Genomic DNA, 23,338 nt, shown 5'->3' on the forward strand with positions numbered 1-23,338 from the left:
TATGTTTACAATAACTTTCCAGATGTCCATGTGACAGTGCTGGACAAGCTGACTTACGCGGGTAATCGAGCTAATATTGAAGAAATTTTAGGCGACCGTGTTGAGCTGGTTGTTGGTGATATTGCTGATGCGGTCTTGGTAGACAAGCTGGCGGCTGAAGCGGATGCTATCGTTCACTATGCGGCAGAAAGCCACAATGATAACTCGCTCAATGATCCGAGTCCATTTATTCATACCAACTTCATCGGAACTTACACACTGTTGGAAGCAGCTCGTAAGTACGACATTCGGTTCCACCATGTATCTACTGATGAAGTCTATGGCGACCTGCCTCTACGCGAAGACTTGCCAGGTCATGGAGAAGGACCAGGCGAGAAATTTACGGCTGAAACCAAGTACAATCCAAGCTCGCCTTACTCATCAACCAAGGCAGCTTCAGACTTGATTGTTAAAGCTTGGGTGCGCTCATTTTGTGTCAAAGCGACTATTTCTAACTGTTCAAACAACTATGGTCCTTACCAGCACATCGAGAAGTTCATTCCGCGCCAAATCACCAATATCCTGAGCGGTATCAAGCCAAAACTCTACGGTGAAGGTAAAAACGTTCGTGACTGGATTCATACCAATGACCATTCATCAGGTGTTTGGACAATTCTGACCAAGGGTCAAATCGGCGAAACTTACTTGATTGGTGCTGACGGTGAGAAGAATAATAAGGAAGTTCTAGAGTTGATTCTAAAGGAAATGGGACAGCCGGCTGACGCTTATGATCATGTGACAGATCGTGCCGGCCACGACCTCCGCTATGCCATTGATGCCAGCAAGCTTCGCGATGAGCTAGGATGGAAGCCAGAGTTTACCAACTTTGAAGCGGGTCTCAAAGAGACAATCAAGTGGTACACGGATAACCAAGACTGGTGGAAATCTGAAAAAGAAGCAGTCGAAGCAAACTACGCTAAGACTCAAGAAGTGATTAAGTAAGAATAGGCTATCTATGATGAGCCTTGTAAAACTAGCGCTATGTGATTGAGAGGCTGGGAGTATCTGTCCCAGCCTTTTCTCACAGGATTGTTAGCTTTTTAATATGTTTGTTACAGAAAATTATGCAAAAATAGTGTAAAATAAGATAAATCCTTGCTGTGTTTTTAGCTAAAGGTTTTTTCTCAAATTAAAGGAATACAAACATGAAAATGGTAAAAAGAGTAGTGGGAATTGCTTTGGTGCTGTTGTTTGCGGCGGTGCTATTTCTGGTTCCTGCATCTGTTAATCAAAGTGAACAATTAAAAAATGTCCAAGGCAGTGCTTCCTGGATGAGTATTATTGAGCCAGCTTTGAGCAATGCCAATGTGACGGCTCAGGGAGTCAGCACGGAAGTTTCTCTCAATAGCGTCCAGCTTAATCAGGTGCTCAAGTCTTCTCTGACTAACTCTGAGAATCAGGAGCTGCTGAATAGTGTTTACAGTATTGAAGGTAATAAGCTGCGCATCCAGTATCCGGTCAAGCTTCTCTTTATTGATAGTAAGCTGGACCTAGAGGTGGATGTGACGGTGAGGGATAATGTCTTGCACATCACAATCGATAGTGCCAAGCTAGGCTCTCTTCCTATCCCTAAATCTTGGGTGACAGGCATGCTGAAGCAACAAATGCATGCCTCTAATTCATCTATCACAACAGAGGGAGATAGTTTCCTTCTAGCTCTGCCGCAGAGTCAATTCAGCATTAACAAAATCAGCTTCCAGAGCGGAGCTGCTAAAATCCAGTTCAGCATGGGTTATGGAATCTAAAAAAGAAAACTTCATTTGAGGAAGAAGTCTTCCGAATCAAATGGAGTTTTTATACTATTATTTGAACAATAGCATTGTGAGGGAGAAAAGATGCCTACAGAACCACATTTTGTCCAAGGAAGACTATCAGACCAATTGGCTTGATTGGTGTAAGAGAGAAGCTGGAAGATTTGATAAGAGCTGATATCGCGAAGCTCTTGTGTTATAATAGATAAAGGAAATCAATATATTAAATCAGAGGTGAGATGATGCTTTATGAATTTTGTGCGGAAAATGTAACCTTGTTAGAAAAGGCTATGAAGGCGGGATCCCAGCGGATTGAACTTTGTGATAATTTGGCTGTCGGTGGTACGACGCCCAGCTACGGTGTAATTCAAGCAGCGGTGAATTTAGCTCAGCCTTACGGTGCGACTGTGATGACCATGATTCGGCCTCGGGGCGGTGATTTTGTTTACACTAACCTTGAGATTGAGATTATGCTGACAGATATCCAAAAAGCCAAGGAAGCCGGCAGTCAGGGAGTCGTTTTTGGTGTCTTGACGGAGAAGAATGAAATAGATGTTCCGAAGATGCAGCGCCTGCTAGAGGCTTGCAAGGGATTGGAAGTAGTCTTTCACATGGCTTTTGATACGATACCGGCTGAATACCAGTTTGGCGAAATGGATTGGCTGATTGAGAACGGTGTCCAGCGAATTTTGACCCACGGAGGACCTGCTAATGAGCCGATTGAGGAGCATTTTGCTTGGCTGGACGAATTAATCGAGCATGCTGCTGATCGGATTGATATCATGCCGGGCGGTGGCATTCATCTGGGCAATCGTCAGGAAGTTATAGACAGTCTGGCAGTTGACCAGCTGCATGGAACTAAAATTGTATTTTAAGGAGGGGGAAGCTGCGCTAGCAGCGGCTGAGTAGATGTTGGAACTATTTGAAAAATACAAGGCTAATCTAGAAAAGCTTCAGACTTACGGCTTTAAGGAGTCTGATGGAGCTTACCGTTTCTCGCAGAAGATTATGAAGGGTGACTTTCGCTTGGAAGTAACTATCAGAGATGGGAAGCTGGACTATCAGGTCTTTGACTGTGATACTGATGATGCCTATCTGCAGGTCAAGATGGAGCAGGTGACGGGGGAGTTTGTCGGTCAGGTTCGTGAAGCTTGTCAGGAAGTACTGCTGGCTATCCGTCAGCACTGTTTTGACGAGGTTGGCTTTCTCTATGAGCAGAGTAAGCGACTGCGGGATCACGCGGCTGAGGTTTATCAGGGTCAGATAGAGTACCTCTGGGAGAAGTCGTCCAGAAAGAGCTCGACTAAAGCTGGGGTTTTCCGCCACCAGGACAGTAAAAAATGGTACGGAGCCTTTCTGACCACAGACTGGTCTAAGTTTGAAGCAGAGCGAAGCGGCGCTATTGAGGTGCTGAATGTTAAGAATGACCATGTCGCAGAGCTAATTCAGAAAAAGGGGATTTACTCGGCCTTTCACATGAATAAGAAATACTGGCTCAGTCTGCCTTTGGATGATAGCCTGAGCGATCAGGAAATCTTTGATTTACTGGCTGTTAGTTACCAGCTGACCAGTAAAAAATAGAATCGAAGCACAGCGCTCCAATCCGCTGTGTTTCATTTTTCCTCAAAAAACAGTATAATAAAAAGACTAGTAAGAATAGGAGAAATTATGAACCTCATTAGAAAATTAGCCTGGTTTTTTAAGTTGGAAAAGCGGCGCTATATCATCGGTATCCTGGCCTTATCCTTAGTCAGCGTCTTCAATCTGATACCGCCCAGAGTCATCGGTCAGGTTATTGACCGAATTGCCAGCAAACATCTGACTTCTCAAGAACTGCTCCTTAATTTGCTGTTGCTGATTGCTTCAGCTTTTATCATGTACGGCCTGCGTTATGTCTGGCGCCTTTATATCTTAGGGACATCCAATAATCTGGGACGGATTCTGCGCTCTCGATTGTTCGAGCACTTTACTCACATGTCTCCCTCTTTTTATCAGAAATACCGAACAGGGGACTTGATGGCTCATGCGACTAATGATATCAATGCGGTTGTCAGTCTGGCTGGTGGCGGAGTCATGTCAGCTGTGGATGCTTCTATTACAGCTCTGGTGACCCTGCTGACTATGTTTTTCGTTTTGGACTGGCGGCTGACTTTGATTGCCATTGTACCCATGCCCTTCTTGTCCTGGGGCACGGGCTTGATTGGCCGAAAAAATCATGAAAGTTTTAAGGCTGCTCAAGAGGCTTTTTCGGATTTGAACAATAAGGTTCAGGAGAGCGTTTCAGGGATTCGAGTGACCAAGTCCTTTGGCTATCAGGAAGCTGAGACTCAGTCTTTTGCCAAGACAAATCAGGAAGTCTACGAAAAAAACGTTTTGGCTGCCAAGTACGATTCTCTTTTTGATCCCTTGGTTTTGCTTTTTATTGGTCTTTCTTATGTTTTGACCTTAATTTTCGGTGGAATTTTCATCTCCCAAGGGCAGTTTACCATAGGAGAGTTGGTTACTTTTATCACTTATCTGGATATGCTGGTTTGGCCGCTGCAGGCTACAGGCTATCTTTTTAACATCGGCCAGCGAGGTGCTGTTTCCTATGAACGGATTGAGAAACTGCTGGCTCAGGAGTCGGAGGTCAAGGAAGCTGAACAACCCCTCTCACATGCAGAAAATGGTCGATTGGATTATGACATTCAGAAGTTTTCTTATGCCGAGGAGACTAGTTTATCGGATATTCATTTTTCCATTGAGCAGGGACAGACACTGGGAATTGTCGGTCAGACAGGCTCAGGGAAGACCACTCTTCTGCGCTTGCTACTGCGGGAGCAGGATATTCAGGAGGGGGCTATCTATCTGAATGGCCATGATATCCGAGAGTACCGCCTCAAAGACTTGCGCCGTCTCATCGGCTATGTACCACAGGAACAGATGCTCTTTGCTCTGTCCATTCGGGACAATATTCGCTTTGCTAATCCCCAGCTGACAGATAGCCAGGTTCTAGCTGCTGCTCAACTCTGCGGTGTGTATGAGGATATTCAGGCTATGCCAGAGGGGTTGGATACGATTGTCGGTGAGCGTGGCTTGTCTCTGTCTGGTGGGCAGAAACAGCGCTTGGCGATGAGTCGGGCTATTATAACTAATCCTGATATTCTGATTTTGGATGACTCCCTGTCGGCTGTTGATGCTAAGACGGAGCATCTGATTTTGGAAAATCTAAAGTCAGAGCGTGCTGGCAAGACAACCATCATCACAGCTCATCGGCTGTCAGCCTTGGTGCATGCAGACCTGATTTTGGTCATGGAAGAGGGACGTATCAAGGAGCGAGGCACTCATCAAGAGCTATTGGAGCAAAAGGGCTGGTATGCTCAGACTTATCATAATCAGCAGCTGGCAGAAAGCTTGAAGGAGGAAGATTAATATGAAAAAGAAAGCAACTTTTCATCGCCTCCTAGGCTATATGTGGCGCTACAGGATAGTGAGCAGCATGGCCTTGATCTTCATCCTGCTGACGACTCTGGTCACAACAGCATTGCCGCTCTTGGCCCGCTATTTTATTGATCAATTTATCGGCCGTAACCAAGCCTGGGCTGGCCTGCCTTTGCTGGCTCTTTACTATGGTCTTTTCCTCTTGCGGGTACTTTTTACCTTCTTGGGAAAGTATTTCTTTGCGCGTGTGGCTCAAAGTGTGGTTCGGGACTTGCGACAGGAAAGCTTTGCCAATATCCAGCGTCTGCAAATGGCTTATTTTGATAAAACGCCAGCTGGTGCTATCGTTTCCCGCTTGACTAATGATACTCAGGCAGTCGCAGATATGTTCAGTGAGATTTTTTCTAATTTTTTGAGCTCCTTGCTGATTTTAGTTGTTACTTTGAGCGCCATGTTTGCCCTCAACTGGCAATTGTCCCTGATGATTACTCTCTTTTTACCTCTGATGGCAGCCTCTATCTTGCTCTATCAGCATTTATCTAATCGTCAGCTGAAGCAGGTTCGGAATAAGCTCAGTGATTTGAATGTCAAGCTATCTGAAAGTATTGAAGGGATGCGGATTATTCAGGCGTTTGGGCAAGAGAAGCGCTTGCTGCGGGAATTTGAAGAAATTAACGGTCAGCATTTAGGCTTTACTAATCGCTATCTCAATATCAACAGTCTCTTTCTGAGACCAGCCATGTCCCTGCTGAAAATCTTGGCTTATGGAGTGATTCTGACTTACTTTGGCTTGACTTGGCAAGTGGCGGGGATTACGGCTGGTATTATGTATGCCTTTATCCAGTATGTCAATCAGCTTTTTAATCCTTTGATTGATGTTATGCAGAATTACTCTGTTTTACAGAGATCTATGGTTGCTGCAGAGCGTGTTTTTGAAATCATGGACCGCACTGACTACGAGCCTGAGCAGGCTAATCAAGACCTGCAAATCCAAGATGGCAGTATCGAATTCAAGCATGTTTCCTTTTCTTATGATGGGAAGCGTGATGTTTTGCAGGATATCTCCTTTTCAGTCAAAAAAGGCCAGACGATTGCCTTTGTGGGCTCGACTGGCTCTGGCAAGTCCTCTATTATCAATCTTTTCCTGCGTTTTTATGAATTTGAGCGGGGCCAGATTTTGATTGATGGCCGTGATATTAAAGATTTTAGTCAGGCGGAGCTGCGGCGAAAGATTGGTCTTGTTTTGCAGGAACCCTTCCTTTATCACGGCACCGTTGCTTCCAATATTCAGCTTTACCAAGAGCAGCTGACGCGTGAAGAGATTATAGAAGCGGCTAAGTTTGTAGATGCTCATGGCTTTATCAGTCAGCTGCCTCAAGGCTATGACGCCCCTGTGACTGAGCGGGGAGCGACATTTTCCAGCGGTCAACGGCAGCTTCTAGCCTTTGCTAGGACCATCGCGACCAAGCCTAAAATCTTGATTTTGGATGAGGCGACAGCCAATATAGATTCGGAGACAGAAGAGTTGATTCAAGCCTCACTGAGAAAGATGCGGCAGGGTAGGACAACCATTGCCATTGCCCACCGTCTGTCTACCATTCAGGATGCAGATTGCATCTATGTCTTAGATAAGGGCCGCATTATCGAATCCGGCAGGCACGAAGAATTGCTAGCTCAAGATGGAACCTATAAGAAGATGTACCAGCTGCAGGCCGGAATGATGGACTCTTGAAAAAGCTAGATTATAAATGAAAGGTGTAGAATTCCGAATGAATTCTACACCTATTTTAAATAGTCTTTTAATTTCTCTACATTTTCTTCTAAGTGATCGTAAGGCAGCTTGGCATACTGGTAAGGGCAGCTAGCCAGGTAGCTCTGTTCAAAGAAGTCAAGCGGCAGTCTGCTGTGTTTGAGAGCACTGACGGAAGAAAGTGACCTTAAGTCCAGCAGGACGCCGTCCTTGGTCAGATAGTTGGATAGTGGCAGCTGAGCTTGCTCAAGCAGTGTCTGTGCCTGTTTTGCTTCCTCTTCCTGAAGCTGCAGCAGCGCTAGCCTATTTTTTTCAAACATGAGACTATCAATGTAGAGCGATAGGGCCTTCTGCATGATGAGGTTGCTGTCATAGTCCACGGCACTTTTGTAAGCGATGAAGGTCTTTTGAATCTGGGGCGGAAGGAGCAGGGCGGTAATCCTCAGGGCTGGGAAAAGGCTGGTAGAAAAGGACTTGATGTAGATGACCCGCTGGCTATTGTCTAAATAGTGAAAGGTTAGCTCCCGCCGACTATCAAAGTCTGATAGGTAGTCATCTTCTACGATATAGACATTATAGAGCTGTGCCAGTCGAAGAATCTCTTCCTTTTCCTGCCGACTGTAGGAGTGGCCCAAGGGATAGTGAAAGCGCGGAATGGTGTAGAAAAACTTAATCTTTCCGCTTTGAAAAATCTTCTCCAGTTCTTGCAGGTTAATCCCTTGAGGTGTCCTTTCAATGGTTTCATAAGGAAGTTTTTGCGCTAGCAGAAGATCATTAATCCGATGGTAGGTCGGCTGCTCCACCAGTATACGCTCTTTTTGATTGGGAAATTCAATCTGTGAAAGGATATAGAGGGCCTGCTGGGTGCCAGAAGTCAGTACCAGCTGATCCCTAGAAGCATAGACAGCAGAGTCAAGCATTAGCTTTTGCACGGAGCGACGCAAATCCTCCAGTCCTTCCTGTTGAGGGTAGTAGTTGAAGAGATAATTTTCCCGGCCGATCAGAGTTTCATTTACACAGAGTCGGAAATCCTCGTAGGCTTGGTGGCGGTCATCCCTCACAGGCAGCTCCAAATCCTGCTTTTCTTCCTGAGCATTCTCCAGCACATAGTAGCCGCTTTTGGGAACGGCATAGATGTATTTCTGATATTTGAGCTCAATCAGAGCCTTCTGCGCAGTATCCTTACTGCAGTGGTATCGCTCTGCCAGCTTCCGGACAGAAGGGATTTTCTGACCAGTTGCCAGTTTTCCCTCTTTAATATCCTTAGTAATCTTATCAACGATGCGTTGGTATTTTGCCTTTGTCATAAAACTGTCCCCATACAGATTTGATTTTTTCATATTGTAACTCATTTTCAGATATTTTACAATAGAGAGCAAGTAGGAGGAGTCATGAAAACAAAAACAGTCATTCTGGCCACAGATATTTCTGGCTTAGGTAAGGTTGCTGCAACAGCTGCCCTGCCGCTCTTTGCAATTTGCCAGCTAGAGGTGTCCCTGTTGCCAACCATGATTTTATCGTCCCATACAGGCGGTTTTCCTGACGTCTATATAGATGATTACACGCATGGGATGCTTGCTTTTTTGAAACAATGGCAGAGCCTGGAGTTCGACTTTTCAGCTTTGGTAACAGGATATTTGAAATCTGACACACAGGTGGAAAATTTGCTGCGCTTTAAAAAGGAAAAAAGCTTGCCCCTTATCGTGGATCCTATCATGGGAGACAAGGGGACTTTTTATCAGGGATTTTCAGATGCCCATCTAGACCATATGCGTCGCCTCTGCCAACATGCCGATTTGGTTCTGCCCAATTTGACGGAAGCCTGTTTGTTGTTGGAAGAACCCTACGAAGAGAGTTTATCAGAAGATAGATGGGAGGACTTCAGCAAACGTTTGGCTGAGTTAGGACCGAGCAAGGTCTTGTTGACTGGCTTGCCAATGAAAGAGAATCAGATTGGTGTGGCCTATTTTGATGCGGCAACAGAGGAGTTTAACCTCTTTTCTAGTCCAGCTTTGCCCCAGCAATTTTTTGGAACGGGTGATATATTGACGACTCTTGTAGCTGCGGCTTTTGTTCAGGGGTTCGACATTAAGCAAGCCCTGCCTGTGATTTTGAAGTTTATTGAAAAGAGCTTGGTACTTAGCTTTAAAGAGCAAATAGATCCAAAGAAGGGCGTTTTTTACCAGCCCTATCTAGGAGAGCTTTTCGCTGATTTTCAAGCCTTAATGGAGGAAAAAGATGAAGAAACAAACACTTGATTTGCAAACCTTAACCATGATTAGTTTATTTGCTGCTTTGATTTTTCTGAGTATTCAGTTTTTTAAAATTCCTGTCGGAGCTCAGTTTATTCACTTTGGAAATGCACTGGTGGTAGTGGGCTGTCTGATTTTTGGTAGTAAACTCGGTTTTTTGGCGGCTGCTATCGGATTGGGAATATTTGACTTGCTGAATGGTTACGCAGCGGAAATCCCAATTATCTTGTTAGAAGCACTTGCGGTGGCCGTGGTGATTCATTTTCTGTATGAAGGACTCTTTCAGAGAAAGGACCGACTAAGAAATATTCTTGTGACAGCAGTAGCCACAGCTTTGGTGAAGATTGTGCTTAATATCCTCAAGTACACTCTGACAGGAACACTGATTGGCGGGAGTAGTTTACCAGCAGCCTTTTTGCTGGCAGTAGCTAAGATTACTGGTACATTTGGCTCCAGTCTAGCGACAGTCATCGCTGTCCCAATCTTATATCCAATCTTTAAGCAAGTCAGAAAAGCTCACAAGCAAAGAAGGACTCTGGAAAAGCAAGGATGAATCAATAATCAGCAGAAAAAAAGAAACCGTCTGAGAATTCTCGGACGATTTTAGTGTATTTGTCTTACATAAAATAAACGATAGCAAGGTATTGCAGGGCAGAAGCCGCTAGAATGAAAAGATGCCAAATCATGTGGAAGTAAGGCTTTTTTTGAGCATAGAAGCCGGATCCTACAGTATAGCAGAGGCCACCAGCTAGCATGAGCCCCCAGAAGACAGGTCCGGTTTGACCGATAATCTGCGGAATGATAAAGACAACCAGCCAGCCCATAATCAAATAGAGAGCTAAGCTGAATTTTTCATTGACCTTCTTAGCGAAAATTTTGTAGAGAATGCCAAAGATGGTCGTGCCCCACTGGATAGCAATGATGAGATAGCCAAACCAGTTATTCATCAGTGACAGCACGACTGGCGTGTAGCTGCCAGCGATGGCGATGTAAATCATGGAGTGGTCGATAATGCGCAAGATATACTTGTGGGTTGAGCCATAGGACATTGAATGGTAGACAGTTGAAGAGAGGAACATGAGAAAGAGGCTGATAACAAAGATAGAAGTTCCGACAGCAGCCACCAAGCCGTGCCCCTCATAGCTATAAATAGCTGAGATAGGCAGCAGAATCAGCATCAGAACTGCCCCTACCGCATGGGTAACAGCATTGGCAATTTCCTCTCCAAAGGATAGTTTTTTACTGAGTTTAAGCGCGTAGTTCAAGATTTTCTTCCTCCTCATTTGGTACTTGGATTAGGGATAAGGTCTTTTGATAGAGTTTGACCGTCTGGCAGGCTGTGGAAATGATGGGCGCCACCTCTAGCTTATTGCCATTCATGTAGTCAACGAAGTCATCATAGAGTTCTCGCGAATCTGCTTCTTTATGCAGCATATTTAAAGTAGCAGAGATTTCCTGGATAGAAAAGACCGTTTTTAAGGTCGTAATGGCAATCAAGCGAGCTACTTGGCGGCGTTGGTATTTTTTCTTGACTGGCTTGGCAATATAGCCATGCTTGACGTAGTTGTTAATCATAGAAGCAGTCAGTCCCTTGTCAGCAGCTGAAAAGGAAGAGCCACAGACATTGTTTACATAGAGCAGGACCTGATCCAAATATAGGTCTAGTTCTGGTATTTCGTCCCACTTTGGAAAAACTTGTTGAGTGTTCAAATCTTTATCACTTTCTTATCTAGTCTTTATAACTAGATGATAACATCTCTGTAAATCAAAGTCAAGCAAAAAATAGAATGTCCCTTTGAAATTTGATATAATTTTAAAAAGAAGAAAGGGAGGTTTCAGATGAAAAAACAAAGAATCTTTGATATGGCAGCCTTCCTAGGCAGTCTGATTTTTTGGTCTTGGCTCTATATGCGCTTTTTTTATGCCTACGTAGCCGTCGTCTTTTACAATAATCAGCCAGAGTGGAATCTGTTGATACCAGCTTCTATCATCCTGACTTTGACAGCTATCAGTTCGCTTTTTATTCGCGGCCTCTATAGTCGGCACATTCCCCGCTGGCAGGTGGTAGCTAGTTACGCCCTTTATTTTATCATTTTGTTTTATGCTCTCTTTTTGAAAAATATCGGTAAGCAGGGCTTCAGTCTGGACCTGCAGTCTTTTACCTATAATTGGATCTATGGAGATAAGCTGGTACCGACCATGAACATCATTATGTTCATTCCGCTGGGCTTTCTCTGCAAGTTGTCATGGAAGCATGTGGCTTATTTTACCTTGGCTATCGGTCTGGTTGAGGGGAGCCAGTATCTCTTTCACCTGGGTATTTTTGACTTGGGTGATATCTTGACCAATCTGCTAGGCTTCATCATCGGCAGCTATCTACTAGAGACGGCCTTGGGTAAATGGGTTGTCCGCCATATTCACTAAATGAAAGAAGGAAACTATGAAAATTCTTATCCCAACTGCGAAAGAGTTGAATCTAACTGCGCCATCCGCAATCCCGAATCCACCTTCAGCACAAACTCAGGCTGTGTTGGGTGAGTTGGCAACTATGCCAGTAGCTAACTTGGCAACTTTTTATAAAATTTCTCCAGAAAGAGCAGAGGTAGAGTGGCAAGTTATTCAGGCTTTGCGAGAAGGAACTGCGCAGCATGCTCCAGCACTTTATCTTTTTGACGGCCTCATGTACCGCCATATCAAGAGAGAGGGTTATACTGAAGAAGAGAGTCGGTATATCGAGAAGCATCTTGCTATCACATCAGCCCTTTACGGTGTCATCCCGGCCCTGGAGCCCATAGCGCCCCATCGCTTGGACTTTATGATGCCGCTTAAGTTAGATGGGAAGAGTCTCAAGGCTTTTTGGAAAGAAGCTTATGACCAAGCTCTGGCAGAAGATGAGGTGATTTTCTCCCTCCTGTCCAGCGAGTTTGAAACCGTCTTTTCCAAGGAAATCCGTCAGCGCATGATAGGCTTCAAGTTTCTGGAAGACCGAGGCGGCAAGCTGAAAGTCCATTCGACCATTTCTAAAAAAGCGCGTGGTGAGTTTTTAACAGCTCTAATAACTAACAAAGTGACAGAAGTCGAACAGATGAAAAAATTAAGCTTTGCAGGCTTCACCTACCGACCTGATCTATCTAGTGAACAAGAGTTGGTTTATGTCAAGGAAGTGTGAAAAGGGGAAATCAAGTCAAGTGCTATCTCTGCTCGGAACGCTATCAGTGAATTGGTTGGTGTAGATACAAGCAACAAGCAAAATCAACAGCTAGACTTAGCTATACAAGAGAGAATGCTGGTATGGAGTCTGGCCGTCAGGCATGCAATCAAAAAGTAAAATGTTAAAAAAATGAAAAACTATTTTAAAAACAGACCTACTCAAGCTTTCTTAATGCTTATTGTGCTTGTTTGGTCTTTATATGAGATTGGTGCGACTAGTTTAGCTAGCAACTCGGCCTTGACCAAGGAATTCATGCATAGTCGGTATGTTATGGTTTGGCCAATGGTAGATAAGAAGGCAACTCTTTATCACTATGCGGAAGAATGGACTAGTGACGTATTAGATGGAATTATGCATCTAGATTATGAAAATATTAGAATAACTAGTTTTCCTAAAAAATGGGAGAGTGAAGCTGAAATATACTATACTTTGTCTGAAGATAAGTATGCTGATAGAGTATATTTTTTCTTAGATGAACCAATATCCAGAGCCTATACCACTAGTTTAGAGCAAAATTATTATTTGATTTCAAAGAATGCAGCTGTTATTAAAGAGGAAACAGGCAAAACGGTTGAACAGTTAGGTCAAGAAGTGGGACATGCAAGGGAGGACTTCTTGTCTGCTCTTGGTAAGATGAGAATCCTTCGTTTGGTCTATTTGATTCTTCGTATGATAGTACTGTTGCTATGTATCAAGTGGTTTGGTCAGCGGAGAAAACAGAAAGAAAACGAAATCTTACAGAATGGATAGAGCTTTAAGATGGCATGACAACTATAAGGAGATTCACAAATGACCTTGAAAAAACAATGGAATTGGAATTTAGGTTGTAGTTTATTGCTTGTTGGAGTTCGGGCATCTGCTTTTCTCTTTTATTTATGGGTACAAAATCTTGGTAAATATACCCTACAACCTGGACAGTCGATCAGCCTAACGGTCAATCCTCGGATACAGGATGTGGAATATTATTCAGAGTTAATTCTAAAGAAAAATGATAAAAATAAACTAGAGTTAAATGGCAGAGAGTATTGGTCTGTAAGTGGTAGTGAGTTACATTATGATTTAAGTAATCAAAATGTGTTCAAATGGGTCAGAGATGAGTCGGGAGAGTTGACTGAATCTTATGTAGAAAATAGTGATTTAGCTGATATTTATATAGAAAAATCAAATTTAATTATTCAGTATCAAGGAGAAAAAGTTTTTGATGTAACTAACAACAAATCTTACTCCATCACCATAACTAATGTAGACAACAAACCGGCTAAATTTGAAGCTCAAGTGGTGGATAGGTAAAGTTTAGGAAGGATTTGAGTCCTCTCAGCCCTAATTTTTTTATTAATATGATGGTATGAAAAATGAAGAAAACGAAATCTATGGTTATCATAGGCGGCTTTCAAGGTCGAAACATCTTTTATGATGTGAAAAGAAAAAAAGTATATTCTAATAAAGTCAATGAGAGAGTTTTTCCTAATCTCAGGTGGTTAGTAATCTCCTTTGGAATTCTAGGAAATGCCTTTCTCGTTCAAGTAAACAATATAAAAATTGAATCCCCTATTTTAAGAGTAATTGTTTTGAGTGCGTGCCTTATTCTTATATCTTTGGTTTGTCACTTTGGATTTAAAGATGAGTATTTAGGGCAAAACGTTGAGGCCTTTAATCCCAAATTATATGAACATGTTGGTTGGTTGAATTTTTTAGAAGGAGAGAGAAACCGATTATACATTCTTCTTATTACATTTGCAGTGAGTTCTTTCTTAACTGTTTTTCAAATGAGAGAATATTTGAACGCTCCTACCATGACAAACTTAATAGAAGTTATTGCCTTTTATTTTATATTTTATATGGTAATAGCAAAAAGCAATTTTATGAAAAGAATGACGGCAATAAAGCAATTGATAAAAAATAAATAAAGAGCTTTAGCTTATAATCTATGAATCAAGGTAATGTATGACCAATTACTTACTGAATGGAAGTGCTATGATTATGAACCGTTGTTACTTGGAAGAAATCAATGAATAAGAATGTATTTTGGTTGGGTAATTTCAGAGATAAAAATATTTTTTATGATAGAAAAACTGGAGAACTTTACTCTATAGATAAGAAAGAAGAGAAAGTTCCTAATCTCACTTGGGCTATTCTGCCTGCTTCCTTTCTTTTACGAAACATTTATTCAGAAGCAACAGCACCTCAGGTTGCCAGTGTGCCTATCAGAATATTTATTTTGTGTTCGACTGTTCTCTGCGTTTTAGTTTTGATAATATTTGTTCTAAGAAATATTAGAAAAGGAACTATGAAAAATTTTAATCAGAAACTTTATTTTGACTGGCCTAATTTTCTTTATAACTAACAAACACAATGTAAAGGAATATTGTTTTTTGGGACTCTACTATTTTTTACATCAATTAAATTTATAGATGATTACTATTTTTCAGGAAGCTTTATTTCTTTTATAGCTATCATTGGTTTTCTCCCAGTATCTGGGCTCTTATTATTTGGAAATAGGCCATTAGAAAAATTGATTATTCTTAAAAGGTTGGAAAAGCAATTGAAATGAAGAAAAAAGAATATTTAACCTATCTCTTAACCTTTCAGGGTAGAAACTATTATTTGGATCTTAAAACTAATAAAATTTATGCAAATGTTCATAGTCCACAATTCCATCTCGATCTCACGAAATATGTTCCCGCAGCTAGCATTCTGCTGCTACATGGATTTACTTCTGTTTCGAATAGCCACTTGTCCTTCCTATGGAAAATAATCTTGTTAGTTTTGGGTTATGTTATTGTTGGGTATCTAGTAGAATTGCTTGCAAGGACAAGGAAAGAGCCGTCATTTAAAGAGTTTCATTTTGAAACACTACCTATAAAAGATGAGTTTTTATATATTTTTAGTCGAAATATATATGGGAAGTTTGGAATTGGCTTGATTTTTGCTGTTTTTGCCATCTATCAATCTGTTTAGTATTTAAGCCAAGGCAGCTATTTGTCTTATTTGCTAAGTGACATGGGCTTCTTTATTGCTTATTTTAGTCTCATAAGGTCTCATTTATTCAAACAGATAAAAGTTCTGAAAAGATTAAAAAAGAAAAATACTTAGAATTCGAGAAGATTTTTAAAGGAGGTTTCTAATGACTGAGCTACTACCGATAGGGAGTGTTGTCCAACTTAAAAATGGACAAGTCAAAATTATGATTATTAACCGTTATCCTCTTTATGATAATAAGGGTGAAATTGGTTATTTAGACTATTCCGGTTGTGTATATCCTTTTGGTATGACGGATAATCAAGCTTGCTTTTTTAACCAAGAAGATATTGAAAAAATTTGGTTTGAGGGGTATATAGATGAAACAGAAGAGAAAATGCTAGCAAAAATAGAAGATAAATTATCTCAAATTCCTTATCCTAAATATTCTTTAGCTGATTTATAATACCTGTTCCTATCAGTAAAGTATTCTAAAAACCCCTCGCAATTTTTGCGAGGGGTTAGTGTCTTATAAGTTTTCTTTTCTTTTTATAATCTTCTCTTTTTAGTTAAGGGCTGCTAAAAGAGCATCAGCCTGTGCTGAGAGTTCAGCAAGTTTGTCTTCTGCGACAGTCAGTTGACCAGTTCCCCATGCTTCTGGGTTGATACCAACACCTGTGAATGGTTCTACCACATTCATACGAATGAATGGCAGCAGGCTGCGGTAGTGCTTGAATACTTCGTCTGGTGATGTGCCGTTAGCTACAGATGAAACTGTAACAGCCTTAGCATTCAGAGCAGATGGGCCAGTTGGATCTGACAGATCCAGAGCGCGTGAAGCCCAGTCCAAAAGGTTTTTCACTACTCCTGGAATAGCCCAGTTGTAAACAGGTGAGAAAATCCAGATGGCATCAGCAGCCAAAATTTCTTCACGAACCTTAGCAACAGCAGCTGGAGCAGGACTTTCGATGTCTTGGTTGAAGAATGGTACATCTTTGTAATCAAGATATGAAACTTCTGCCTTACCAGCCAAAGCTTTTTCAGCTTGCTCAGCCAATTGGTGGTTGAAAGAACCTTGACGAAGCGAGCCGACGATGAATAATACTTTAGACATTGCATTGTCTCCTTTTTTATAAAATAAAGAGATATTTCTCTTGTTACAATATATGTTACAACATTAATTACTAGTTAGCAATTATTTAGCTCAATTTTTTGAAATTTTTTAGAATACGAATCAAATCCTGCTTATCGTCTTCTTCGAGAATGGACAGAGCTTGCTGAATATTTTTAATATGATCAGGCAGGGCGGCTTCGATTTTAGCTTTGCCTCGTTTCGTCAGGCCAATCAAAAAAGCCCGGCGGTCATTTGGGTCGCAGGTGCGGACAATCCAGCCGTCGCGTTCCATATTTTTGATGACGACAGTCATGTTGCCAGAAGTAGCCAAAATACGGTCAATCAGGTCCTGAATACGCAGCTCTCCTTTGCTGTATAGGGTTTCTAAGACGGAAAACTGAGTAGGAGTCAAATCATGCTTTTTAAAAATTTGGGCTTCAATGGCACGGATAGTTCTTTCTGCCTTATGAAAGACAATCATGGTTTTCAAATCAAGCAGAGTTTCTTTGCTTAAATCGTCTGTAATCTTCATAACAATATTTTACCAATAAATAGTATCATATGCAAGGATATTGCTTTAGAATTATGAGAATATTCTCATCAAAAAAAGATAGAAAAATAGGAGTATTTGTAGTATAATGACGGAGTGAAATATAAAAATAGAAATAAAGCCAGTTTTCCAATTTGGCAGTACCTTATCGGTATTTTTATCGTTCTCAGCGTTCTTGTCTTTTCATTTTTTGCTGTTTTGCAAGTATCTGTGCAGCCGAGGCAGTCAGCTAAAGAAGCAAGCAGCCGCTTGGCCAAGGAATATGCAGATCTTGAAAAAGTGGATTCTTTTGCTATCTACAATGGGCAGGAATCCTACTACAGTCTGCTTGGCAAGACAAGTAAAGGTGTCGAAAAAGCTGTTTTGATTGCTAAAGATTCCAATGAGATTCGGGTCTATCGACTGGACCAAGGTGTCAGTCAGTCTAAAGCAGAGAGCATTGCCAAGGAAAATGGAGCAGGAACTATTGATAAGGTGACCATGGGCTATTTTCAGGATCAGCCTATCTGGGAAGTCAAGTCGGGAGGCACCTACTACCTGATTGGTTTTGAAAGCGGACAGTTGGTCAGCAAGGAGGGACTATGAAATTATCAAATCGTGTCTTAAAGATGGAAGAAAGTGTAACTTTAGCAACAGCAGCGCGTGCTAAGGCTTTGAAAGCGCAGGGGAGGGATATTCTATCTCTGACTCTGGGAGAGCCGGATTTTCCGACACCTAAGAATATCCGAGATGCGGCTGTAGCTGCCATTGAGGATGGGCGTGCTAGCTTTTATACGGTGACTAGCGGTCTGCTAGAGCTAAAAGAAGCAGTGGTAGAGTATTTTGCCAACTATTACGGCTACACCATCCAGCCTAATCAAGTGACGGTGGCAACCGGAGCTAAGTTCTCCCTCTACACCTTCTTTATGAGTGTGCTTGACCCAGGTGATGAAGTGATTATTCCGACGCCTTACTGGGTAAGCTACGGCGACCAGATTAAGATGGCCGAGGGGACACCTGTTTTTGTTCAAGCCACTGAGGAAAATAATTTCAAGGTGACGGTGGATCAGTTAGAAGCTGCTCGTACTGATAAGACCAAGGTCTTGGTTTTGAATTCTCCGTCCAATCCGACGGGTACGATTTATACAGCAGAGGAGCTGCTGGCGATTGGGAACTGGGCTGTAGAGCATAACATTCTGATTTTGGCAGATGACATTTATGGACGTCTGGTTTATAACGGCAATAAATTTACACCAATTTCCAGTCTATCTGAGGAGATTCGCAAGCAGACGGTGGTCATCAATGGTGTCTCTAAGAGCTACTCCATGACAGGCTGGCGGATTGGCTATGCAGTTGGTGAGCCGGAGATTATTGCGGCCATGAGTAAGATTGCAGGTCAGACGACTTCTAACCCGACAGCAGCGGCTCAATATGCGGCTATTGAAGCCTTGACGGGCAGTCAAGAGACGGTTGAGACGATGCGCCAGGCTTTTGAGGAACGCCTCAACACTATCTATCCGCTCTTGGCCCAGGTGCCAGGCTTTGAAGTGGTCAAGCCACAAGGGGCCTTCTATCTCTTCCCAAATGTCAAGAAAGCCATGGAAATGAAAGGTTATACAGATGTGACTGAGTTTACGACAGCAATTTTAGAAGAAGTTGGCGTGGCTCTGGTGACTGGAGCAGGATTTGGTGCTCCAGAAAATGTCCGTCTTAGCTATGCGACAGATTTGGAAACTCTCAAAGAAGCCGTTGGACGTCTGCAGCAATTTATGGAGAGTAAATAGAGCTCGCAATCCGGCGTTGCTTGCTAAAGATAACCTACAAAGATTTATAAACAATAGAGAAGGATGAACTCAGAGTTCATCCTTTTCAGTTTCTCTAAACTGCGCTGGCAAATAATTTGACAAAATGGTAAAATAATATAGAATTCATAAAATCGCTTTCATATTTTCTGGTCGAATTGAGAAGATTTTGTTCAGAAAATAAAAGCTGGGAGCAGTTAGAATTTAGCTGGTAGAGTTTGCAAATAGGAGTGAAAGGGGAAGGATATGAAACGACATTTAATTTTCCTATTTATGGTAGTTGGTTTGGTTTTATTGGCTTCTTGTTCTTTTGTTGATTCAGAGCAGGGTTTGACCACTATTTCCGAATCCAATGGCTATAGTCTGCAAGCCAAAGGCCATCGCTATCGTATCCAATATTATGAGAATGACTCAGCCCGAATTGATTGGTATTTGAACAATTACCAGCCAGAATTGAATTTAAATATGAGAATCTTAGAACGCCCAACTGCCCCCGGTTCTTATACTAAGGAGGAGATAGCCGGACAGGGCTCTGCAAGTTTTTTGATGGTTTGTAGAACTTGGGGTTCTGCAGAGAACAGTCAAAAGTTTTTAATTAAACGTGCCTATTATAAGGTTGATATTAGACTTAATAAAAAGATGGAGGTAGATACTGAGAAGAGCAGTATGACCTACTGGAAGACAGAAGAAGAGGTAAAGGATAATCCGCCTATTGATTAAATAGCAGCTATCAATGCTAGATTAAGTTAGCATAATTAACTTTCTGATAGGAATCACAACACGACTTAAAAATTTGAGGAGTATTTAGTTGAAGACGAGGGTGTTTCGGTGTATAATAAAAGAAGTCCATTTGGTCTAGCCCTGCATTCTATTGACTTGCAGTGTGTTCCTCATGGTCTTTTTACTTAAGTAATAATAGGGATGAAGATTATTTTGTACAAAAGGAGATAAAATGGGTTTTATCAGAAAGGAAATAGGGGAAAGAGAGAAGAAGCTTCTCGAGGATTTTTCTATTGCAGAAAAAGAACTGGCTCTGCCATTTTTACTAGAGGATGAGAAAAGAGGGATTTTTCTCTGCGTCAAGCAATTTCGTATTGGTGAAGGGAAATATCAGGTTTTAGCCATGATTCTCGGGGGACACTTGCTTGAATTTCGCCTAGAAGAAGAGCGGGCCGATAGATATCCAGTTCGCAATGAGGAAGATCAAAGTGTAAAAGGTCTATCAACAGAAACAATCTCCCAGCTTGTGATTCCCAAGGTTTTAAAAGGACGAGAGGACAAAATCGTAACAGTGATTCAACATGCCCTGTCGCAGATTAACCCTTATTATGATACAAAGATAAGGGAAGTAAACCACGTGGAGTACAGATAAAGAGGAGTTAGGATATGGGATTATTAGAAAAGTGTCTGGATTTTTTACCGACTAGGCGGGCTGTCAGTGACATAGAAGAAGAGATGACTTGGGAGGAAGAATTTACCCCTAAAGGAGTTCATCACAAAGAAGGCAGTATTAGCTCTCAGAAGGATACTGAGGGAACAGCGATTCTTCCCCAAGAAGGAAGTTGGAAGTTCGTGCACGAGATGATTTCTGAAGAAGGGATTGAGCTTTTAAAGAAGGCTGGGATTGATGATGAGCTAGTCTTTGAAACGGGTGATTGGGTCGCAGATCATGATTTGGGGATTTATCTGGTACTTTATCGCTTTGGTGGCAGAACCAACTGGAAGAAGACTTATAAGCTAATCTTGCAAGGACAGGTGATTGAATTTAAGACCAAGACCATTTTTCATCAGCAGGATTTTTCTTATGAAGATGGGGAATTCACTAAGGGAGTGATTGTCAAAAATGTCTCTAATATGCTCCTGCCCTTAGCTTTCGAAGGTCAACAGCAGCGGGTGCTCCATATCATTCAAGCAGCTCTGTCAGCAGCTAGCCCAAGCTATGATACCGTTATTTACAGGGCGAACTTTGATTTGGTTTAGGAGGGGAAGATGATATATATTACAAGAGAAGATGTTTTGACTTGGCTGGACAAACATGAGCCGGTGGCCAATCGTCAGAAGGACATTGCGGCTTTTCATAAAGAACTGTCGTTTCGTCTTCAAAGAATGGACTTTCGACCGTCTACCAGTTCAAAAGATCCGCAGAGAGATGTTTGTGAAGACCCTGACCAAGAGCTCACTGTAGCCTTTACTCAGGATGGGGAGGGGAATTATGCGACGATCGATCAGAGTCCAGGAGGTCAGATTCTCAGCGATCAGCGCTTTAAGATGACTTTGAAAAAAGTCTTGAACTATGATGATGACATGGTTGATCGACTGCTATATGGAACAAAAAATTAGTCCTCTTATTCAAAGAGAGTTATCCGCCAGCCTTTAGGAGGCTGGTTTTTTAATTTTTCTGATATTTAGACTCTTCAAGGATAGCTATTGCAATCGCTTTATGGTAAAATATAGAACAGATATCCAAAAGATTTGTCTTGAAATAAAGTGACATTTAGCAACCAATCTAGGAGGCAGATATGATTGATCATTTTGAGATAAAGGTCAGGAATCTACAAATTTCAAAAGACTTTTATACAAGTTTTCTTTCTCCTCTAGGCTACAAATTGGCTTTTAGAAGTAGTTCTCTACTCAGTTTTGTTGCTCCCAACAGCCCACATCCTGGTGGAGATTTTTGGTTGGGGGAGGGAGAGCAGTCTCCGATTCACTTTGCTTTTTTGGCAGAAAACCATGAGCAGGTTCAAGCTTGTTATGAGGCTGGTTTAAAGGCAGGGGGAAAAGACAACGGTGCGCCAAATTATCGGGGGAACCTTTCGTCATATTATGCAGCCTTTGTCTTGGATCCAGATGGTAATAATGTCGAGGCAGTCTGTCATAAAGAATAAAAAATAGAAAAGAGAAAAAACGTGTCAAAGAAAATCGTAACAATTATTGATGTGAAAAATTATGTTGGTCAAGAAGTGACCATCGGTGCTTGGGTTGCCAATAAGTCAGGTAAGGGTAAGATTGCTTTCTTGCAGCTGCGTGATGGTTCTGCCTTTTTCCAAGGGGTGGCCTTCAAGCCTAACTTCATTGAGAAATTTGGCGAAGAAGAAGGATTGGCGAAGTTTGATACGATTAAAAAGCTTAGCCAAGAAACTTCTGTCTATGTGACAGGGATTGTCAAGGAAGACGAGCGCTCAAAATTTGGCTACGAGCTGGACATTACAGATATCGAAATCATTGGCGAGTCAAATGACTATCCAATCACGCCAAAAGAACATGGAACGGATTTCCTCATGGATAACCGTCACTTGTGGCTGCGTTCTCGTAAGCAAGTGGCAATGATGCAAATCCGCAATGCCATTATCTATGCTACCTATGAATTCTTTGATAAGAATGGCTTTATGAAGTTTGACAGCCCAATCTTGTCAGGAAATGCAGCAGAAGACTCAACTGAGCTCTTTGAAACAGACTACTTTGGAACTCCAGCTTACTTGAGCCAATCTGGTCAGCTTTATCTGGAAGCAGGAGCCATGGCTCTTGGCCGTGTCTTTGACTTCGGTCCTGTATTCCGTGCCGAAAAATCAAAAACCCGTCGTCATTTGACGGAGTTCTGGATGATGGATGCAGAGTATTCATACTTGACGCATGATGAGTCACTCGACTTGCAAGAAGCTTATGTTAAAGCTTTGATCCAAGGTGTTCTTGACCGCGCTCCTCAAGCTTTGGAAACGCTGGAACGTGATGTAGAACTCTTGAAACGCTATATTGCTGAGCCTTTCAAGCGTGTTAGCTATGATGAAGCGATTGACCTCTTGCAAGCCCATGAAAATGATGAAGATGCTGACTATGAGCATCTTGAACATGGAGATGACTTTGGTTCTCCACATGAAACATGGATTTCCAACCACTTTGGTGTACCAACCTTTGTCGTGAACTACCCAGCAGCCATCAAGGCTTTCTATATGAAACCAGTTCCTGGAAATCCAGACCGTGTCCTTTGTGCAGACTTGCTTGCACCAGAAGGCTATGGCGAAATCATCGGTGGTTCTATGCGTGAGGAAGACTACGATGCTCTTGTTGCTAAGATGAATGAGCTTGGTATGGATACGACAGAATATGAATTCTACCTGGATCTTCGTAAGTATGGAACAGTTCCGCACGGTGGCTTCGGTATCGGTATCGAGCGTATGGTAACCTTTGTGGCAGGGACCAAGCATATCCGTGAAGCTATCCCATTCCCACGTATGCTGCATCGTATTAAACCATAAAACGAATCAAACGCCCATGGGGCGTTTTTTCAACATCGAACTATGAATAATCCAAAATATAGAATTTTAGAGAAAGAAGAGGTGGAGATCATGTAAACAGCGGATTAACAAGTGACAAAGGATAGAAATTAGAAAACACTTGTTAAAGGAGAAAGTATGTTTAAAAGAAGTTATCGGAAAAATATCGGCCTGATGGCTGGAGTTGAATTTTTTGCCTTTCTAGGCATTACTAGTTTTTGGATTTTATTTCTAAGTCAAA

General features: G+C 42.0%; 28 protein-coding genes and 4 pseudogenes. 27 read left to right on the top strand and 5 right to left on the bottom strand.

What is annotated here, in order from left to right; translation table 11 throughout:
- From rfbB to RWS24_RS08720, 7 genes and pseudogenes are all read left to right on the top strand, one after another.
- Positions 1 to 981 (top strand): dTDP-glucose 4,6-dehydratase (rfbB, locus tag RWS24_RS08690; RefSeq protein ID WP_314366773.1); only part of this gene is annotated, 981 nt, incomplete at its 5' end.
- Between the two features lie 203 nt (positions 982 to 1,184).
- Positions 1,185 to 1,784, top strand: coding sequence for a hypothetical protein (locus tag RWS24_RS08695; protein ID WP_314366775.1), 600 nt, complete (start codon positions 1,185 to 1,187; stop codon positions 1,782 to 1,784).
- A gap of 94 nt (positions 1,785 to 1,878) precedes the next feature.
- Positions 1,879 to 1,968 (top strand): annotated as a pseudogene (locus tag RWS24_RS08700) (N-acetyltransferase); the annotation flags it as partial.
- Positions 1,969 to 2,032: 64 nt separating this feature from the next.
- A complete protein-coding gene (locus RWS24_RS08705) occupies positions 2,033 to 2,665 on the top strand; it encodes a copper homeostasis protein CutC (protein ID WP_314366776.1) in 633 nt (210 codons plus the stop codon).
- Between the two features lie 34 nt (positions 2,666 to 2,699).
- Positions 2,700 to 3,371: an MmcQ/YjbR family DNA-binding protein gene (locus RWS24_RS08710; RefSeq protein ID WP_314366778.1), complete on the top strand. Its 672-nt coding sequence runs from the start codon at positions 2,700 to 2,702 to the stop codon at positions 3,369 to 3,371.
- Between the two features lie 87 nt (positions 3,372 to 3,458).
- On the top strand, positions 3,459 to 5,201 hold the full coding sequence (locus RWS24_RS08715; RefSeq protein ID WP_314366780.1) for an ABC transporter transmembrane domain-containing protein: 1,743 nt from the start codon (positions 3,459 to 3,461) through the stop codon (positions 5,199 to 5,201).
- A gap of 1 nt (position 5,202) precedes the next feature.
- On the top strand, positions 5,203 to 6,942 hold the full coding sequence (locus RWS24_RS08720; protein ID WP_314366782.1) for an ABC transporter ATP-binding protein: 1,740 nt from the start codon (positions 5,203 to 5,205) through the stop codon (positions 6,940 to 6,942).
- 50 nt (positions 6,943 to 6,992) lie between these two features.
- Here the strand turns inward: RWS24_RS08720 and RWS24_RS08725 are convergent, their stop codons facing one another.
- The gene (locus RWS24_RS08725; protein ID WP_314366784.1) at positions 6,993 to 8,312 is read right to left on the bottom strand and encodes a PLP-dependent aminotransferase family protein; all 1,320 of its coding nucleotides are present in this window, start codon (positions 8,310 to 8,312) and stop codon (positions 6,993 to 6,995) included.
- Between the two features lie 39 nt (positions 8,313 to 8,351).
- On the opposite strand from RWS24_RS08725, the gene RWS24_RS08730 reads away from it, so the two are divergent.
- A complete protein-coding gene (locus tag RWS24_RS08730; RefSeq protein WP_314366785.1) occupies positions 8,352 to 9,218 on the top strand; it encodes a pyridoxamine kinase in 867 nt (288 codons plus the stop codon).
- A complete protein-coding gene (locus RWS24_RS08735; RefSeq protein WP_314366786.1) occupies positions 9,199 to 9,765 on the top strand; it encodes an ECF transporter S component in 567 nt (188 codons plus the stop codon). The genes RWS24_RS08730 and RWS24_RS08735 overlap by 20 nt, the downstream gene beginning before the upstream one ends.
- Before the next feature lie 64 nt (positions 9,766 to 9,829).
- Here the strand turns inward: RWS24_RS08735 and RWS24_RS08740 are convergent, their stop codons facing one another.
- Positions 9,830 to 10,477 (bottom strand): hemolysin III family protein, encoded by a 648-nt coding sequence (locus RWS24_RS08740; protein WP_314366787.1) that lies wholly within the window; start codon positions 10,475 to 10,477, stop codon positions 9,830 to 9,832.
- Positions 10,461 to 10,922 carry a DUF1836 domain-containing protein gene (locus RWS24_RS08745; protein ID WP_314366788.1) on the bottom strand — a complete coding sequence of 154 codons (462 nt, stop codon included), beginning with the start codon at positions 10,920 to 10,922 and terminating at the stop codon, positions 10,461 to 10,463. The genes RWS24_RS08740 and RWS24_RS08745 overlap by 17 nt, the downstream gene beginning before the upstream one ends.
- 129 nt (positions 10,923 to 11,051) lie before the next feature.
- Here RWS24_RS08745 and RWS24_RS08750 point away from each other — a divergent pair, with 129 nt between their 5' ends.
- The 9 genes and pseudogenes from RWS24_RS08750 to RWS24_RS08790 all read left to right on the top strand — a co-directional run bounded on the left by RWS24_RS08750 (position 11,052) and on the right by RWS24_RS08790 (position 15,847).
- Positions 11,052 to 11,636 (top strand): VanZ family protein, encoded by a 585-nt coding sequence (locus tag RWS24_RS08750; RefSeq protein ID WP_314366789.1) that lies wholly within the window; start codon positions 11,052 to 11,054, stop codon positions 11,634 to 11,636.
- Positions 11,637 to 11,652: 16 nt separating this feature from the next.
- A complete protein-coding gene (gene yaaA / locus RWS24_RS08755; protein ID WP_314366790.1) occupies positions 11,653 to 12,381 on the top strand; it encodes a peroxide stress protein YaaA in 729 nt (242 codons plus the stop codon).
- A 9-nt stretch (positions 12,382 to 12,390) separates the two neighbouring features.
- Positions 12,391 to 12,542: pseudogene (locus RWS24_RS08760) on the top strand (TIGR04197 family type VII secretion effector); the annotation flags it as partial.
- A gap of 10 nt (positions 12,543 to 12,552) precedes the next feature.
- The gene (locus tag RWS24_RS08765; protein ID WP_314366791.1) at positions 12,553 to 13,173 is read left to right on the top strand and encodes a hypothetical protein; all 621 of its coding nucleotides are present in this window, start codon (positions 12,553 to 12,555) and stop codon (positions 13,171 to 13,173) included.
- A 39-nt stretch (positions 13,174 to 13,212) separates the two neighbouring features.
- Complete coding sequence (locus RWS24_RS08770; protein WP_314366792.1) at positions 13,213 to 13,713, top strand: hypothetical protein; 501 nt, start codon at positions 13,213 to 13,215, stop codon at positions 13,711 to 13,713.
- Positions 13,714 to 13,775: 62 nt separating this feature from the next.
- Entirely contained in the window at positions 13,776 to 14,330 is a 555-nt protein-coding gene (locus tag RWS24_RS08775; protein ID WP_314366793.1) for an ABC transporter permease, read from the top strand.
- A 101-nt stretch (positions 14,331 to 14,431) separates the two neighbouring features.
- Positions 14,432 to 14,974, top strand: a pseudogene (locus RWS24_RS08780) (hypothetical protein).
- On the top strand, positions 14,971 to 15,381 hold the full coding sequence (locus RWS24_RS08785) for a hypothetical protein (protein ID WP_314366794.1): 411 nt from the start codon (positions 14,971 to 14,973) through the stop codon (positions 15,379 to 15,381). Before RWS24_RS08780 ends, RWS24_RS08785 begins: the two are co-directional and overlap by 4 nt.
- A 166-nt stretch (positions 15,382 to 15,547) precedes the next feature.
- On the top strand, positions 15,548 to 15,847 hold the full coding sequence (locus RWS24_RS08790; RefSeq protein ID WP_314366795.1) for a DUF4176 domain-containing protein: 300 nt from the start codon (positions 15,548 to 15,550) through the stop codon (positions 15,845 to 15,847).
- A gap of 99 nt (positions 15,848 to 15,946) precedes the next feature.
- Here the strand turns inward: RWS24_RS08790 and RWS24_RS08795 are convergent, their stop codons facing one another.
- Together RWS24_RS08795 and RWS24_RS08800 are read right to left on the bottom strand one after the other, a co-directional pair.
- Complete coding sequence (locus RWS24_RS08795) at positions 15,947 to 16,495, bottom strand: NADPH-dependent FMN reductase (protein ID WP_002903057.1); 549 nt, start codon at positions 16,493 to 16,495, stop codon at positions 15,947 to 15,949.
- An 85-nt stretch (positions 16,496 to 16,580) separates the two neighbouring features.
- Positions 16,581 to 17,027: a MarR family winged helix-turn-helix transcriptional regulator gene (locus RWS24_RS08800; protein WP_223322538.1), complete on the bottom strand. Its 447-nt coding sequence runs from the start codon at positions 17,025 to 17,027 to the stop codon at positions 16,581 to 16,583.
- A gap of 114 nt (positions 17,028 to 17,141) precedes the next feature.
- Between RWS24_RS08800 and RWS24_RS08805 the strand changes: the two genes are divergently transcribed.
- From RWS24_RS08805 to RWS24_RS08845, 9 genes and pseudogenes are all read left to right on the top strand, one after another.
- Positions 17,142 to 17,630, top strand: coding sequence for a DUF5590 domain-containing protein (locus RWS24_RS08805; protein WP_314366796.1), 489 nt, complete (start codon positions 17,142 to 17,144; stop codon positions 17,628 to 17,630).
- A complete protein-coding gene (locus tag RWS24_RS08810; protein ID WP_314366797.1) occupies positions 17,627 to 18,808 on the top strand; it encodes a pyridoxal phosphate-dependent aminotransferase in 1,182 nt (393 codons plus the stop codon). The genes RWS24_RS08805 and RWS24_RS08810 overlap by 4 nt, the downstream gene beginning before the upstream one ends.
- Positions 18,809 to 19,072: 264 nt before the next feature.
- A complete protein-coding gene (locus RWS24_RS08815; protein ID WP_314366798.1) occupies positions 19,073 to 19,546 on the top strand; it encodes a hypothetical protein in 474 nt (157 codons plus the stop codon).
- A 232-nt stretch (positions 19,547 to 19,778) separates the two neighbouring features.
- The gene (locus tag RWS24_RS08820) at positions 19,779 to 20,198 is read left to right on the top strand and encodes a hypothetical protein (protein ID WP_124765515.1); all 420 of its coding nucleotides are present in this window, start codon (positions 19,779 to 19,781) and stop codon (positions 20,196 to 20,198) included.
- Positions 20,199 to 20,212: 14 nt separating this feature from the next.
- Positions 20,213 to 20,806: a hypothetical protein gene (locus RWS24_RS08825; protein ID WP_268701658.1), complete on the top strand. Its 594-nt coding sequence runs from the start codon at positions 20,213 to 20,215 to the stop codon at positions 20,804 to 20,806.
- Between the two features lie 9 nt (positions 20,807 to 20,815).
- A complete protein-coding gene (locus tag RWS24_RS08830; protein WP_268701657.1) occupies positions 20,816 to 21,166 on the top strand; it encodes a hypothetical protein in 351 nt (116 codons plus the stop codon).
- A gap of 179 nt (positions 21,167 to 21,345) precedes the next feature.
- Positions 21,346 to 21,711 (top strand): VOC family protein, encoded by a 366-nt coding sequence (locus tag RWS24_RS08835; protein WP_002906354.1) that lies wholly within the window; start codon positions 21,346 to 21,348, stop codon positions 21,709 to 21,711.
- Positions 21,712 to 21,732: 21 nt separating this feature from the next.
- Positions 21,733 to 23,079: an asparagine--tRNA ligase gene (asnS, locus tag RWS24_RS08840; protein ID WP_270622656.1), complete on the top strand. Its 1,347-nt coding sequence runs from the start codon at positions 21,733 to 21,735 to the stop codon at positions 23,077 to 23,079.
- A 156-nt stretch (positions 23,080 to 23,235) separates the two neighbouring features.
- Positions 23,236 to 23,338 (top strand): annotated as a pseudogene (locus RWS24_RS08845) (MFS transporter); the annotation flags it as partial.

It is taken from the genome of uncultured Streptococcus sp., assembly GCF_963528215.1.
Taxonomy (GTDB): Bacteria; Bacillota; Bacilli; order Lactobacillales; family Streptococcaceae; genus Streptococcus.